General features: G+C 48.0%; 11 protein-coding genes and 1 other annotated feature. Of the genes, 9 read left to right on the top strand and 2 right to left on the bottom strand.

The window, feature by feature from the left end; translation table 11 throughout:
* Positions 1–4 precede the first annotated feature (4 nt).
* Positions 5–1,558 carry a stage V sporulation protein B gene (spoVB, locus tag MHH76_RS14735; protein ID WP_041817270.1) on the bottom strand — a complete coding sequence of 518 codons (1,554 nt, stop codon included), beginning with the start codon at positions 1,556–1,558 and terminating at the stop codon, positions 5–7.
* 117 nt (positions 1,559–1,675) lie between these two features.
* Between spoVB and MHH76_RS14730 the strand changes: the two genes are divergently transcribed.
* The 7 genes from MHH76_RS14730 to dtd all read left to right on the top strand — a co-directional run bounded on the left by MHH76_RS14730 (position 1,676) and on the right by dtd (position 10,460).
* Complete coding sequence (locus tag MHH76_RS14730) at positions 1,676–1,972, top strand: post-transcriptional regulator (protein WP_020452415.1); 297 nt, start codon at positions 1,676–1,678, stop codon at positions 1,970–1,972.
* A gap of 37 nt (positions 1,973–2,009) precedes the next feature.
* Positions 2,010–4,235 carry a protein translocase subunit SecDF gene (secDF, locus tag MHH76_RS14725; RefSeq protein WP_020452414.1) on the top strand — a complete coding sequence of 742 codons (2,226 nt, stop codon included), beginning with the start codon at positions 2,010–2,012 and terminating at the stop codon, positions 4,233–4,235.
* 153 nt (positions 4,236–4,388) lie between these two features.
* Positions 4,389–4,682: a lipopolysaccharide assembly protein LapA domain-containing protein gene (locus MHH76_RS14720; RefSeq protein WP_020452413.1), complete on the top strand. Its 294-nt coding sequence runs from the start codon at positions 4,389–4,391 to the stop codon at positions 4,680–4,682.
* A 71-nt stretch (positions 4,683–4,753) separates the two neighbouring features.
* Positions 4,754–7,102, top strand: coding sequence for a single-stranded-DNA-specific exonuclease RecJ (gene recJ / locus MHH76_RS14715; protein ID WP_020452412.1), 2,349 nt, complete (start codon positions 4,754–4,756; stop codon positions 7,100–7,102).
* A gap of 17 nt (positions 7,103–7,119) precedes the next feature.
* Positions 7,120–7,632 (top strand): adenine phosphoribosyltransferase, encoded by a 513-nt coding sequence (locus MHH76_RS14710; RefSeq protein ID WP_020452411.1) that lies wholly within the window; start codon positions 7,120–7,122, stop codon positions 7,630–7,632.
* A 169-nt stretch (positions 7,633–7,801) separates the two neighbouring features.
* Positions 7,802–10,003: a bifunctional (p)ppGpp synthetase/guanosine-3',5'-bis(diphosphate) 3'-pyrophosphohydrolase gene (locus MHH76_RS14705; RefSeq protein ID WP_020452410.1), complete on the top strand. Its 2,202-nt coding sequence runs from the start codon at positions 7,802–7,804 to the stop codon at positions 10,001–10,003.
* 13 nt (positions 10,004–10,016) lie between these two features.
* Positions 10,017–10,460, top strand: coding sequence for a D-aminoacyl-tRNA deacylase (gene dtd / locus MHH76_RS14700; RefSeq protein ID WP_020452409.1), 444 nt, complete (start codon positions 10,017–10,019; stop codon positions 10,458–10,460).
* 27 nt (positions 10,461–10,487) lie between these two features.
* On the opposite strand, the gene MHH76_RS14695 is transcribed toward dtd, so the two are convergent.
* Entirely contained in the window at positions 10,488–12,059 is a 1,572-nt protein-coding gene (locus MHH76_RS14695) for an SH3 domain-containing protein (RefSeq protein WP_020452408.1), read from the bottom strand.
* Positions 12,060–12,201: 142 nt separating this feature from the next.
* On the opposite strand from MHH76_RS14695, the gene MHH76_RS14690 reads away from it, so the two are divergent.
* Complete coding sequence (locus MHH76_RS14690; RefSeq protein ID WP_023855388.1) at positions 12,202–12,366, top strand: YrzK family protein; 165 nt, start codon at positions 12,202–12,204, stop codon at positions 12,364–12,366.
* 54 nt (positions 12,367–12,420) lie between these two features.
* Positions 12,421–12,660: a binding site (T-box leader), on the top strand.
* Positions 12,661–12,739: 79 nt separating this feature from the next.
* Positions 12,740–14,014: a histidine--tRNA ligase gene (gene hisS, locus MHH76_RS14685; protein ID WP_020452407.1), complete on the top strand. Its 1,275-nt coding sequence runs from the start codon at positions 12,740–12,742 to the stop codon at positions 14,012–14,014.
* Positions 14,015–14,027: the final 13 nt, after the last annotated feature.

Below are 14,027 nucleotides of genomic sequence, written 5' to 3'. Positions count from 1 at the left end.
GAGCTTACGAAATCCAGCGGCCGAACAGCGGAAACCGCTGGATTTCTTCTTTTTTGACCAGCTTGAAGGCGACCAGAAGGAAGACGTAAAGAAAGCTTGTAACCGCGACACACAAAAGCAGGCGCATCGGCTCGGACTGGTCTAAAAAAAGGTGTTCTTTCATCAGAAGGCTTCCCCACCCTGATATCAAAATGACGCCGAAGGATACGATATATTCTTTCAGGTTAATGCTGATGGGAAGTACTTTGCTGACGGTTGCGGCGTGCAGCAGGGTGACGAGGATGATCCCCGTCAAAATCGCCAGCGCAGCCCCCATAATGCCAAGTGAAGGCCGTGAAGCGAGAACAAAAATGAGACCTGTTTTCACAACGGCGCCGACCAGGCTGTTCATCATTGCCGCGCCGGCCAGGTTTAAAGCCTGCAGGACGGCCTGCAGCGGACCTTGGAAATAGTAAAATAAAAAGAATGGAGCCATGATTTTCACATAAATCGCAGCATTTGACGACCCGTACATCACGCTGACCAGCTCATCCGCGTACGAAAACAAAATGACCGCCGATATTCCGCCGCTTAAAAGGCAAAGCCTCATCGCCTGCTCAAGCCTGTATTCCACGACTTGCATTTTTTTCTGTTCGATTCCTTCGCTGATGGCTGGAACGAGCGCCGTAGACAGAGAATATGTGATAAAGCTCGGGAGGGTGAGAAGCGTCAGGGCAAAGCCGGTCAACTCTCCGTACTGGCTCGTTGCGGCGGAAGCGGCGACCCCTGCTATTGCAAGGCTTTGCGCTACGACAATCGGCTCAAAAAACCATGACAGGTTGCCGATAAAACGGCTGCCCGTTGTTGGGAGCGAAACGCTCATCAGTTCGAAAAACGTGGTTCGTCCAGATTTCAGCGATTGGAAAAAACGTTTTCTGATGCGGATTTTCTTTTTGTATTTAAAGGCGACGAACAAATAAAGGAGTGAAGCCAATTCGCCAAACACGGATGACAGCATCGCGCCCGCAGCCGCATATTCGATGCCGAGCGGAAGGAATGCCGTCGTGCAGACGGCGACGAGCGATATCCGGACAATTTGTTCGAGAACCTGGGACACGGCGAGCGGCCGCATATTCTGCTTGCCTTGAAAATAGCCCCTCAGTACGCTGGAAACGGCAATGATCGGAACGACCGGCGTAACCGCCAAAAGCGGATAAAGCGTTCTTTTGTCTGTGAGCAGCGTGTCGGCCATCAGCGGGGCGTAAATGAGAAACACCGGAGTGATGACGGCGCTGAGCGTCCCGGTGATCGCAAGAGACATCACTAAAATCTGCTTTGTCTTCCTGTGGTCTCGGCGCGCTTCCGCTTCAGCGACCAGCTTGCTGATGGCGACCGGGAGGCCGAACTGGGTGAGGGTGACGGCCAGAAAAAAGGTCGGAGCCGCCATCATGTAAAGTCCGACGCCTTCACCACCGATGAACCTTGCGATGACAATCCGGTTGATAAAGCCGAGCATTCTCGTAATCAAACCTGCCGCTATTAAAATGAGCGTTCCTTTTAAAAACGTCTGCTTCGTCATTTCTAGAGTCCCCTGCCTTCTCAAACAACCTTTAATCATATACAATAAGATATGCGCATACATCGTCCAAGCATGACAAGTCTCTCTGAAAAAATGTGAAAGGAGCGTGGCTTTGGCATGGGCAAACATCCGGCTGATCTTTACAAGGATCATTTAAAACCCTTTCTTCGCAGCAAGACGGAAGAGTTCAGGATACTCGGTTATGACGATATTGAAATAGAGGAATTGTGGTCATACTTATTGAATAAGAAATGGAAGAAAAAGAAGGATGTTCAAATTCACCAGCTCGCCGGTGATATTTTATCTGTGAAAATTGGCGAATTTATGAACTATGCAACCGTAGAATCGTTTAAAACGTCTAATTTACTCGACAGCAAAGAAGGGCAGGATATGCTCGATGAGCTGCTGAGATAGTCGTTGATTTTGGTTGATTTAAGGGAGGAAATACATAATGAAAAAAGGACGCTTGATTGCGTTTTTCCTTACCGTTCTCTTGATCGGTACGGGACTGGGAATGTTCACGAAGCCGGCTGCAGACAGCATCAGCCTCGGCCTTGATCTTCAGGGCGGTTTTGAGGTTCTGTATGAAGTCCAGCCTGCCAAACAGGGCGACAAAATTGACAGGGATGCCCTCGTCAGCACGGTTGAAGCGCTGAACCGCCGGGCGAATGTGTTGGGCGTCAGCGAGCCGAACATTCAAATTGAAGGAAATAACCGGATCAGGGTTCAGCTTGCCGGCGTCGACAACCAGAACAGGGCGCGGGAAATCTTATCCACACAGGCTCAGCTTACGTTCAGGGATACGAATGACAATGAGCTTTTGAACGGTGCGGATCTTGTCGAAAACGGCGCCAAACAGTCGTTCAAGCAGGACACAAATGAGCCGATCGTGACGATCAAGCTGAAGGATGCCGATAAATTCGGCGAAGTGACGAAGAAAGTGCTTGATATGAAGCCGAACAACCAGCTCGTCATTTGGCTTGATTACAAAAAAGGCGACTCTTTTAAAAAGGAATCGCAAAAAGCGGATCATAAATATATCTCCGCTCCGAATGTCAGCCAGGTGCTGAATACGTCAGACGTGATGATTGAAGGAAACTTTACGATTCAGGAAGCAAAAGACATGGCGAGCATTTTAAATGCGGGAGCTCTTCCTGTCAAACTCGTTGAAAAGTATTCGACATCCGTCGGGGCGCAGTTTGGGGAGCAGGCTTTGAATGATACCGTGTTTGCGGGAATCGTTGGTATTGCTATTATTTTCCTATTCATGCTTCTTTACTATCGCTTGCCTGGTTTTATTGCGGTCATTACGCTTTCGGTCTACATCTACATTACACTGCAGATATTCGACTGGATGAATGCAGTTCTGACCCTTCCGGGGATCGCGGCACTTATATTGGGTGTCGGGATGGCGGTTGACGCCAACATCATTACGTATGAACGCATAAAAGAAGAGCTGAAGCTCGGCAAATCGGTTCGCTCGGCTTTTAAAGCAGGAAACAGAAGATCATTTGCAACGATCTTTGATGCCAATATTACGACGATGCTTGCCGGAATCGTCCTTTTCATATTTGGTACAAGCTCTGTCAAAGGCTTCGCGACCATGCTGATCCTATCCATTTTGACAAGCTTTATTACAGCTGTCTTCCTGTCGCGCTTCCTGCTCGGCCTGCTGGTCGAAAGCCGCTGGCTTGACCGGAAAAAAGGCTGGTTTGGGGTCCGCAAAAAAGACATTTTGGATATCAGAAAGACAGACGAAAATACGGAGCCTCCGACTCCGTTTGAAAAATGGGACTTTGTCGGAAAGCGGAAATGGTTCTTTGCAGTTTCGGGTGTTCTTCTGGCCGCTGGTCTTATCGTCTTGCTTGTGTTTAAGCTGAATCTCGGCATCGATTTCTCAAGCGGAGCGAGAATCGAAGTTCAAAGCGATCATAAGCTGACAACCCAGGAGCTTGAAAACGACTTTGAAAAAGTCGGGCTTGATCCTGACTCGATCGTTCTTTCAGGGGAAAAAAATGATCATGGCGTCGCCAGGTTTGTCGGCGTTCCGAATCAGAAAAAAATCGCTGAAGTGAAAAATTATTTTAAAGAAAAATACGGCAGCGAACCAAATGTCAGCACCGTCTCGCCGACCGTTGGTAAAGAGCTGGCGAGAAACGCGTTCTATGCGGTGATCATCGCGTCGATCGGCCTCATTTTGTATGTATCGATCCGCTTTGAATACAAGATGGCGGTTGCGGCTATCGCTTCATTGCTGTATGATGCGTTCTTCATCATTGCCGTCTTCAGTCTCACAAGGCTTGAGGTTGATATTACCTTCATTGCCGCCGTGCTGACGATCATCGGCTATTCGATAAATGATACGATCGTCACGTTTGACAGGATCAGGGAGCATTTGAAAAAGCGCAAACCGAAAACTTTCAGCGACTTGTCGCATATTGTGAATTTAAGCTTGCAGCAGACGTTCACACGTTCGATTAATACGGTGCTTACGGTCGTCATCGTCGTAATTGCGCTTCTCATCTTCGGCGCTGCATCGATTTCGAACTTCTCTGTTGCGCTGTTGGTCGGACTTTTGAGCGGAGTGTATTCATCGCTCTACATCGCGGCTCAAGTATGGCTTGTCTGGAAAGGGCGCGAACTGAAAAAGCCGAAGCGCAAGCCTGCAGAAGAATAAATCGTGGACTGCCCGCACTGCCGGGCGGTCTTTTTTTGGTTTAAAGAGAAAAAAAGTTGTTTTGGCGGCTTTCTATCGATCTTCTTTTTGTTTAAAATGGGAGCAGAGCGGGAAAATAACGCTAGAAAACGACGCGAATGGAGAGAATATCTCATGAACAAACAATGGACGTTAATCGCTGCACTTATTTTCACATTAATTGTTGCTGTTTTCGCGGTCATTAATGTTGAACCGGTAAAGGTTGATTTTCTTTTTGGAACGGCAGAATGGCCCCTGATCCTGGTCATTTTGGTGTCGGTATTAATGGGGGCGCTTATTATCGGCTCGGCCGGCGCTTTCCAGATCATGCGGCTGAAAAAAGAGCTGAAGGCGCTCAAGAGAGAAGAACAGGTAAAGCATCCTGAACTTGAAGCCGAATCGGCGACGCCCGAAAATCAGAAAGACTAGAAAGATTGCACGAAATAAATTGAATCCCCTCATGCTGCTCTAGTATAATAGTGTGGTTGAGGGGTGAATTTATGTTAGCGTCAAAAATGCGTTGGGACGTGCAAACGCCCGACAAAGAAAAGGTGGAGCAGCTCGCCGGAAGATTAGGCATTACTCCCCTTGCCGCCTCATTGCTTGTCATGAGAGGTTACGATACAGCCGACAAAGCATCTTCATTTTTAAATGGCAAGGATGCTGTTTTTCACGATCCTTATCTGCTGAAAGATATGGAAAAAGCTGTACAGAGAATCAAACAGGCAATTTCAGATCAAGAAAAGATTATGATTTACGGCGATTATGATGCGGACGGTGTGACAAGCACGACTGTCCTTTTGCAAATGTTGAAAAAATGTTCAGCACAAGCCGATTTTTATATACCTGACCGCTTTAAAGAAGGGTACGGCCCGAATGAAGCGGCCTTTCGCGGGATCAAAGAATCAGGCTATTCATTGATCATCACAGTTGACACAGGCATTGCCGCCGTTCATGAAGCTGAAGTCGCTAAAGAGCTTGGCGTCGATTTGATCATTACGGATCACCATGAGCCGGGCCCCGTTTTGCCGGATGCCTATGCGATCATTCATCCGAAGCAGCCGGGCTGCGGCTATCCATTTAAAGAGCTAGCCGGCGTCGGTGTCGCATTTAAGCTAGCCCACGCTTTGAACGGAGAGCTCCCGGAAGATTTGCTCGACCTTTGTGCGATCGGCACGATTGCCGACCTTGTGCCGCTCCATGATGAAAACAGGCAGATTGCCAAGCGCGGCATGGAACAGTTCAGGAGGACGAAGCGCCCCGGATTAAAGGCGCTGACCAAAATTGCCGGAGCGGAGATACATAGTGCGGATGAAGAGACCATCGGTTTTCAAATCGCGCCCCGCTTAAACGCGGTCGGCAGAATTGAACAGGCTGACCCGGCCGTCTACCTCCTGAACACAGAAGACGAAACAGAAGCAGAAGAGCTGGCCGAAGACATCAACGCCTTGAACAAGGAGCGCCAAAAAATCGTCAATCAGATGACAGAGGAAGCCGTTCAGATGATCGAGGAGGAAGGCCTTGACCAGCCGGTGATCGTCGCGGCGCGGCCGGGCTGGAATCCCGGCGTCGTCGGAATCGTGGCTTCAAAGCTTGTCGAGAGGTATTACAGGCCAGCCATCGTTCTCGGTATCGATGAAGAAAAAGGCATTGCCAAAGGATCTGCGCGCAGCATCAAAGGATTTGATTTATTTCAAAATCTCTCGGAGTGCCGGGATATTCTCCCGCACTTCGGCGGGCACCCGATGGCAGCCGGAATGACGCTCAACCTGGAAGATGTTTCGGCACTAAGGGAGAGAATCAACCGTCAGGCTGAAGCGGTTCTGACCGAGGAAGATTTTATTCCCGTCCAAGACGTCGATTTGTGCTGCCGGCTCGAAGATATCACGGTTGACAGCATTGCCGAAATGAACATGCTGGCGCCGTTCGGCACGGGAAATCCGAAGCCGTTCGTTCTTGTCAGCGACGTTAAAATTGATGATTCCAGGAAAATCGGCGCCAACAAGAATCACTTGAAGCTTGTCCTGGCAGACGGCGAGAACAAGCTCGATTGCATCGGATTTTATAAAGGCGCCATCGAAGACGGGATCGTTCCTGGAGCAAAGATTTCGATTGTCGGGGAACTGTCGATTAACGAGTGGAACAACAGAAAAAAACCGCAGCTGATGATCAAAGATGCGGCCGTCAATGAATGGCAGCTGTTTGATCTGCGGGGAAAACGGTCATGGGAAGAAAAAATATTGCAGCTGGACCCTGCAAAACGGGCGTGCATCTGCTTCCGCGAGGAAACAAAAGCGAAGCTTGCGGGGACAGGCCTTGAAGAAGAGCTGACCGTCATCAGCGGCCCTGAAGAGGCAGAGCGTCTCGACCTTGAGAGCCGCTATGCGGTATTTATAGATATTCCGCCGTCGCTCGACATCTTTGACCAAGTGATAAAAGGCAAAAAACTGGAGCGCATTTATCTGATTTTTTATCAATCAGATGAACATTTTTTCTCAACATTTCCAACAAGGGAATACTTTAAATGGTACTATGCTTTCCTCCTGAAAAGAGGTTCTTTTGACTTGCCGAAATACGGCGGGGAGCTTGCCAGACATAAAGGCTGGACAAAAGACACAATTGATTTCATGACAAAGGTGTTTTTTGAGCTCGGTTTTGTTACAATAGAGAATGGTGTTTTATCTGTTGTTTATCATGCCGAAAGGCGCGATCTGACAGATTCTGAAACCTACCGGGAAAAACAGCGCCTGATTGAATTGGAGCAAAAGCTCATTTATTCTTCGGCGGGTGAGCTTAAACAGTGGCTGGATAAGCGGATGGCGGAAAACGCCGTCGCTTATAAAGTATGAGGAGGACATGAAGACAGATGGATTTGAAGAAGTATGTGACAATTGTGCCGGATTACCCGAAGGAAGGCGTACAATTTAAAGATATTACAACATTGATGGACAAAGGCGACGTCTATCGCTATGCGACAGATCAAATTGTAACGTATGCGAAAGAAAAAGAGATCGATCTTGTCGTGGGACCTGAAGCGAGAGGATTTATCATCGGCTGCCCTGTCGCATATTCGCTTGGGGTAGGATTTGCGCCTGTCCGCAAAGAAGGCAAATTGCCGCGCGAAGTCATCAAAGTCGACTACGGATTGGAATATGGAAAAGATGTCCTGACCATCCATAAAGATGCCATTAAACCGGGGCAGCGCGTCTTGATCACTGACGACCTGCTTGCAACCGGCGGGACGATCGAAGCAACGATCAAGCTGGTTGAAGAGCTCGGCGGCATCGTAGCCGGAATCGCTTTCCTGATCGAGCTGACATATCTTGAAGGAAGAAATAAACTGGACGGATATGATATTTTAACCTTGATGCAATACTAAACAAAATTTATACTATAAAAAGCACTCATCAAAAGCGGGTGCTTTTTTTCCTATTCATATAGTATTCCGGGGCCGGCAAAAGTCCTTTTGAATTTCTTCTCTTTACATCTGTGACATTTTTCTTGATAATAATTACAATACAGTTTTCAATTATAAAAAAGGTGATTCCATGGCGAACGAACAAGTATTAACCGCTGAGCAAGTCATTGAGAAGGCGAAAAGTTACCTTTCCGATGAACATGTTGCTTTTATAAAAAAGGCTTATCAGTACGCGGAAGACGCACATCGCGAACAATACCGCAAATCGGGCGAGCCGTATATTATCCATCCGATCCAGGTCGCGGGTATCCTCGTCGATTTGGAAATGGACCCCGCCACAATAGCGGGAGGATTTCTCCATGATGTGGTGGAAGATACGAGCGTAACGCTTGAAGATTTAAAGGAAGCATTCAACGAAGAAGTTGCGATGCTTGTCGACGGCGTCACGAAGCTTGGGAAAATTAAATATAAATCACAGGAAGAACAGCAGGCAGAAAATCATCGGAAAATGTTTGTGGCTATGGCTCAGGACATCCGCGTCATTTTGATCAAGCTGGCGGACCGCCTTCACAACATGAGAACCCTGAAGCACCTGCCGCAGGAAAAGCAGCGCAGAATTTCAAATGAGACGCTTGAAATATTTGCTCCGCTGGCTCATCGCCTTGGGATTTCAAAAATAAAGTGGGAGCTTGAGGATACCGCTTTGCGCTATTTAAATCCGCAGCAATATTACCGGATCGTCAATTTGATGAAGAAAAAGCGGGCCGAAAGGGAATTGTACGTCGAAGAGGTCGTAAACGAAGTGAAAAGCCGCGTCGAAGAGGTTAATATTAAAGCGGACTTTTCCGGCCGGCCGAAGCATATTTACAGCATCTACAGAAAAATGGCGATGCAAAACAAGCAATTCAACGAAATTTACGACTTGCTCGCAGTCCGGATCCTCGTCAACAGCATCAAGGACTGCTACGCGGTTCTAGGCATCATTCATACATGCTGGAAGCCGATGCCGGGCAGATTTAAAGACTATATCGCAATGCCGAAGCCGAACATGTACCAGTCGCTCCATACCACCGTCATCGGTCCGAAGGGGGATCCGCTGGAAGTCCAGATCAGGACGTTTGAAATGCACGAAATTGCGGAATACGGAATCGCGGCCCACTGGGCTTACAAAGAAGGCAAAAATGTCAATGAAGATTCAAGCTTTGATAAAAAGCTCTCCTGGTTCCGTGAAATTTTGGAATTTCAAAATGAGTCGAGCGATGCCGAAGAATTTATGGAGTCTCTAAAAATCGATTTGTTTTCCGACATGGTGTTCGTTTTTACGCCGAAAGGGGACGTCATTGAATTGCCGTCAGGCTCCGTGCCGATCGACTTTTCGTACCGGATCCATTCAGAAATAGGCAATAAAACGATCGGGGCGAAAGTAAACGGCAAAATGGTCACGCTTGATTACCAGCTGCGCACAGGGGATATCGTAGAAATTCTGACGTCCAAGCATTCGTACGGTCCGAGCCAGGACTGGATCAACCTTGCGCAGACATCTCAGGCTAAGCATAAAATCCGCCAGTTCTTTAAAAAGCAGCGCAGAGAGGAAAACGTCGAAAAAGGCAGAGAACTGGTTGAAAAAGAAATTAAAAACCTGGACTTTGAAGTGAAGGACGTCTTAACAGTCGAGAATCTGCAGAAAGTCGCCGACAAATTCAATTTTGCCAATGAAGAAGACATGTATGCCGCAGTCGGCTATAACGGCATTACAGCCGCTCAAGTTGCAAACCGTCTGACGGAAAAAGAACGGAAAATCAGAGATCAGGAAGAACAGGTGAAAAGCGTTCAAGACGTAACGCCTGAACCGAAACCTTACCAAGGGAAAAAGCGCGAAGCGGGTGTTCGCGTCAAAGGCGTTGACAACCTTCTGATCAGACTGTCAAAATGCTGCAACCCCGTTCCGGGAGATCCGATCGTCGGATTCATTACAAAAGGCCGTGGTGTATCTGTCCATCGCGAGGACTGCCCGAATGTTTTAACAAATGAAGCACTCGACCGGCTGATTCAAGTAGAATGGGAGCATGAGCCGCAGACGCAGCGGAGAAAAGAATATAACGTCGAAATCGAAATTCTCGGCTATGACCGCCGCGGCCTTCTTAATGAAGTTCTTCAGGCCGTTAATGAGACAAAAACAAATATTTCATCTGTGTCAGGTAAATCTGATCGCAATAAAGTGGCGACGATCCATATGGCCATCTTCATTCAAAATATTAATCATTTGCATAAAGTGGTTGAACGGATCAAACAGATCAAAGATATTTACTCCGTGCGCAGGGTGATGAATTAGGAGGAAAAGCGTCATGAGATTAGTTGTTCAGCGCGTCACAGATGCAAGCGTTTCGGTAGGAGGCGAGACTGTCGGTCAAATCGGCCTCGGCTTGATGGTGCTTGTCGGCGTGACGCATGAGGATACGAGCGAAGATGCCGCATATTTGGCGGAAAAGCTAGTCAATCTGCGGATTTTTGAAGATGAAGGCGAAAAGATGAACCTGTCGCTTTTAGATGTCGGAGGCTCCGTTTTATCGGTTTCTCAGTTTACCTTGTACGGCGACACGAAAAAAGGAAGACGGCCGAATTTTACAAAAGCGGCAAAGCCCGATCAGGCGCTTCAATTATACGAGGAGTGGAACAGCATGCTTCGCGCAAAAGGCGTTGCTGTCGAAACGGGAAGATTTGGCGAAATGATGGATGTCAAGCTGACAAATTCGGGTCCCGTCACCTTTATTATGGATTCGAAAGCATAAAAAAGCTCCCATTTGGGAGCTTTTTTATTAGTTAAAATAGTTTTCTAAGCCGCTTCTAATGCCGTCTGTCACTCTTTCTCTATAAGCGTTCGTGCTGACAACCGCTTCTTCTTGAGGATGGCTCAAGTAGCCGAGTTCAAACAATGCGGCCGGCTGTTTATTTTCTCTTAATACGAAGTAGTCCCCGAATAATACGCCGCGGCTTGGCAGAGGCGAGTGTTTTTCGATCTCGGACTGCACGTCTGCTGCGAGCTTCCGGTCTTTGGACGGACTGTAGTAATAGGCGGTATTTCCCCTTACGGACGCGTTTGCAAAACTATCATAATGAATGCTGATAAAAGCGTCGGCGTTTCGGTAGTGAGAGGTCGCGACCCGCGACTGAAGGCTGACGAAAGAATCGTCATTCCGCGTCATATAGACGTTGACGCCATCGGCTCTCAGTTTCGCGGCAAGAAGCGTTGCCGTTTTGATGGTCAGCCGTTTTTCCAGCGTCCCTTGCGTTCCGATTGTCCCGCTGTCATGTCCGCCGTGTCCGGCATCGATGACAACCGTTTTGTTTTTGATTGTGCCGCTCGCACTCGACCGCTTTGCCAAAGGCGGTGCTGCGTTTTTCGAATCTCCGGCTGAGCCTGACTGGTCAGCAGTCTGGACGACCCAGTTTGCCACATAGGCGGAATCGCCGTTTGACAGTTTGATTTCATACCAGTCGCCTTTTGCAGAGACGATCGGGTAAGACTCGCCTTTCCCTGCGCGCTTGACGATCGCTGAGGATGTCGAAGGCCCGCTTCTAACATTTGTGCCTTCATACACGATGGTGGCCTGCTGTTTTGACCCGGAGCCGCTGCTTGTTTCCGAAGTTCCGCTTTTCTGTTTGGTTCCTTCGAGAATATAGTGGCTTGCGACCCAGCCCTTTTGACCATTAAATTCGATTTCATACCAGCCGTGCTGTTCGTTTAAAATCGTCACACTTGCATTCCGTTGGAGCGACGCAATAATCCGTCCTTGATGGGAAGCTGTGCTTCTGACATTTAAGGTGGATACGCCGACCGTTCCTGACTTTGTTGATGAAGCATGTGATGAAGACGATTGAGACTGTTTCGGGCCTGAACCTTGATTGACATAGTCTGAATGGACCCAGCCAGTGATATTCTGATAGGAAATCTTCATCCATTTTCCGTCGGTCTTTAGCAGGTCAGCCTGTTCTCCTTCAGGGAATACGCCTTGGACTTCATATGAAGTGCCGGGGCCTTTTCTGATTCTCAGGTTTGCTTCGGAAGATGTGACTTTTCCCGCCGCTGAAACAGAGCCGTTGGAGACTTGGCTTTTTTTCTTGATCAGCCAGGATACGACCCATCCTTTTTGTCCGCCGTTCAGCTGGATCTGGACCCAATCCCCGCGCTCTTCGAGAATCGGATAGCTTTCATTCCGGCTGACGACGCTGACGATTTCATGGCTCAGTCCGGGCCCGCTCCTGACATTGATTTCATCGGTGGCAATCACGGCTTCCCCGATGGCTGCAGAAGCTGTGTTTGACGATGTATAAAAGGCTGCTTGTGCTGCCAGCATCATCGATAGGATCAATACTGTTCTTTTTTTCATATTGGTACCCATCTCCTCCTTTCGGTAAAAAACTTGGAACACTACTTCTTCTTCTATATCGTATATTCCTTGCCGTTTTTTTAATAAAATGAAAATGATTTGTTTATACTATAGAAAAAAGATATCAAAAGGATGTTGCTGCATGAGGTATAATCAAAGAATGGGCAGAGCGATCCATGAGCAAGATGCGAATCTGCATCTAAAGGATCATGCGGACCCGGAGCAGGCCGGCTTTATGGAAGAAACGGCGACTGAGCTGGGGCTTGCGTCCAAAGAATCAATTCAAAATAAAAAGAACCGCAAATAGGGTTGACATGCACACTTAACACTCGTATTATAATATAAATTAGTGTACATATGAGTTGAACTGAAGATGGAGAATAGTAGGCAAGAGTACGTGAAAAGAGAGGAACCGCCCTGGGCTGAAAGCGGTCTGCACGGTATCTTGACCGAATGAACACTCCGAAGGTTTCCCGCTGAAAGCCCGGCAGAACTTGCGAGCAATTAGGCGGCGGACGTGAACCTGCGTTAAAGGCATGAGCGGGAACGGGTTGATCGTTCCAACTAGGGTGGCACCACGGGTATAACTCTCGTCCCTACTATTGGTTTTATAGTAGGTTCGGGGGTTTTTTTATTTCCATAAATGAAAAAAGCATTTAAGTCATGAGGAGGATTTAAAAATGGGATTTAATATTCCAAGGGGAACACAAGATATTCTCCCAGGAGAATCGGAACGCTGGCAATACGTCGAAAAGATTGCGAGAGAAACGTGTCATGCGTATCAATATAAAGAAATCCGGACGCCTATTTTTGAACATACAGAACTATTTTCCCGCGGGGTGGGAGAATCGACTGATATCGTGCAAAAGGAAATGTATACATTCGCAGACAAAAAAGGAAGAAGCCTGACGCTTCGCCCTGAAGGCACTGCATCTGCAGTACGCTCTTTTGTGGAAAACAAACTTTTTGCTAATCCGGTTCAGCCGACGAAACTTTACTACATCGGACCGATGTTCCGCTATGAAAGGCCGCAGACAGGCCGCTACCGCCAATTTTATCAATTCGGCATCGAAGCGATCGGTTCGAACGACCCGGCGATTGACGCGGAAGTCATTGCCTTGGCGATGAGCGTATACCGGAAAGCGGGTCTCAACAATCTGAAGCTGGTCATTAACAGCCTCGGCGACAAAGAGAGCCGAACCGCTCACAGAGAAGCGCTGATCCGCCACTTTGAGCCGAGGATCGACGAGTTTTGTTCAGACTGTCAAAAACGGCTCCGGCAAAATCCGCTGCGGATTCTCGACTGCAAAAAAGACAGGGATCATGAACTGCTGAAAACGGCTCCTTCGATTCTTGACTACTTAAATGAAGAATCCAAAGCCTATTTTGCGAAAGTGCAGCAATATCTGACCGACATCGGCATTGCGTTTGAGGTCGATCCGAATCTGGTGAGAGGGCTTGACTATTACAATCACACGGCTTTTGAAATCATGAGCAATGCCGAAGGCTTCGGAGCGATTACGACGCTTGCTGGCGGAGGGCGCTATGACGGCCTTACCGAGGAGTTCGGCGGACCGAAAGCGCCGGGCATCGGCTTTGCGATGAGCATCGAACGCCTTCTCGCCGCACTGGACGCGGAAAATGTGAAAGTCGGAGCGGATGAAGGCATTGACTGCTATATCGTGACACTTGGCGACAAAGCCAAAGACTATTCCGTATCCCTCCTTTATAAATTGAGAGAAGCAGGGATTTCCGCCGAAATCGACTATGAACAAAAAAAGATGAAAGGCCAGTTTAAATCGGCCGACCGTCTCAATGCGAAATATATCGCTGTTTTGGGCGAGGATGAACTGAGCCAAAATCAAATAAATGTCAAAGATGCGAAAACAGGAGATCAACAGGCCATCGGCCTTGATGAATTCATCCGTTTCTTGAAAACAAACACTGAAAGTTAAAGGAGAGGACCGC

Origin of the sequence: Bacillus sp. FSL L8-0193, assembly GCF_037976065.1 — a bacterium.
GTDB lineage: Bacteria > Bacillota > Bacilli > Bacillales > Bacillaceae > Bacillus > Bacillus paralicheniformis.
The sequence above is the reverse complement of the archived record's forward strand: the minus strand, read 5'-3'. Positions and strand labels throughout refer to the sequence as shown.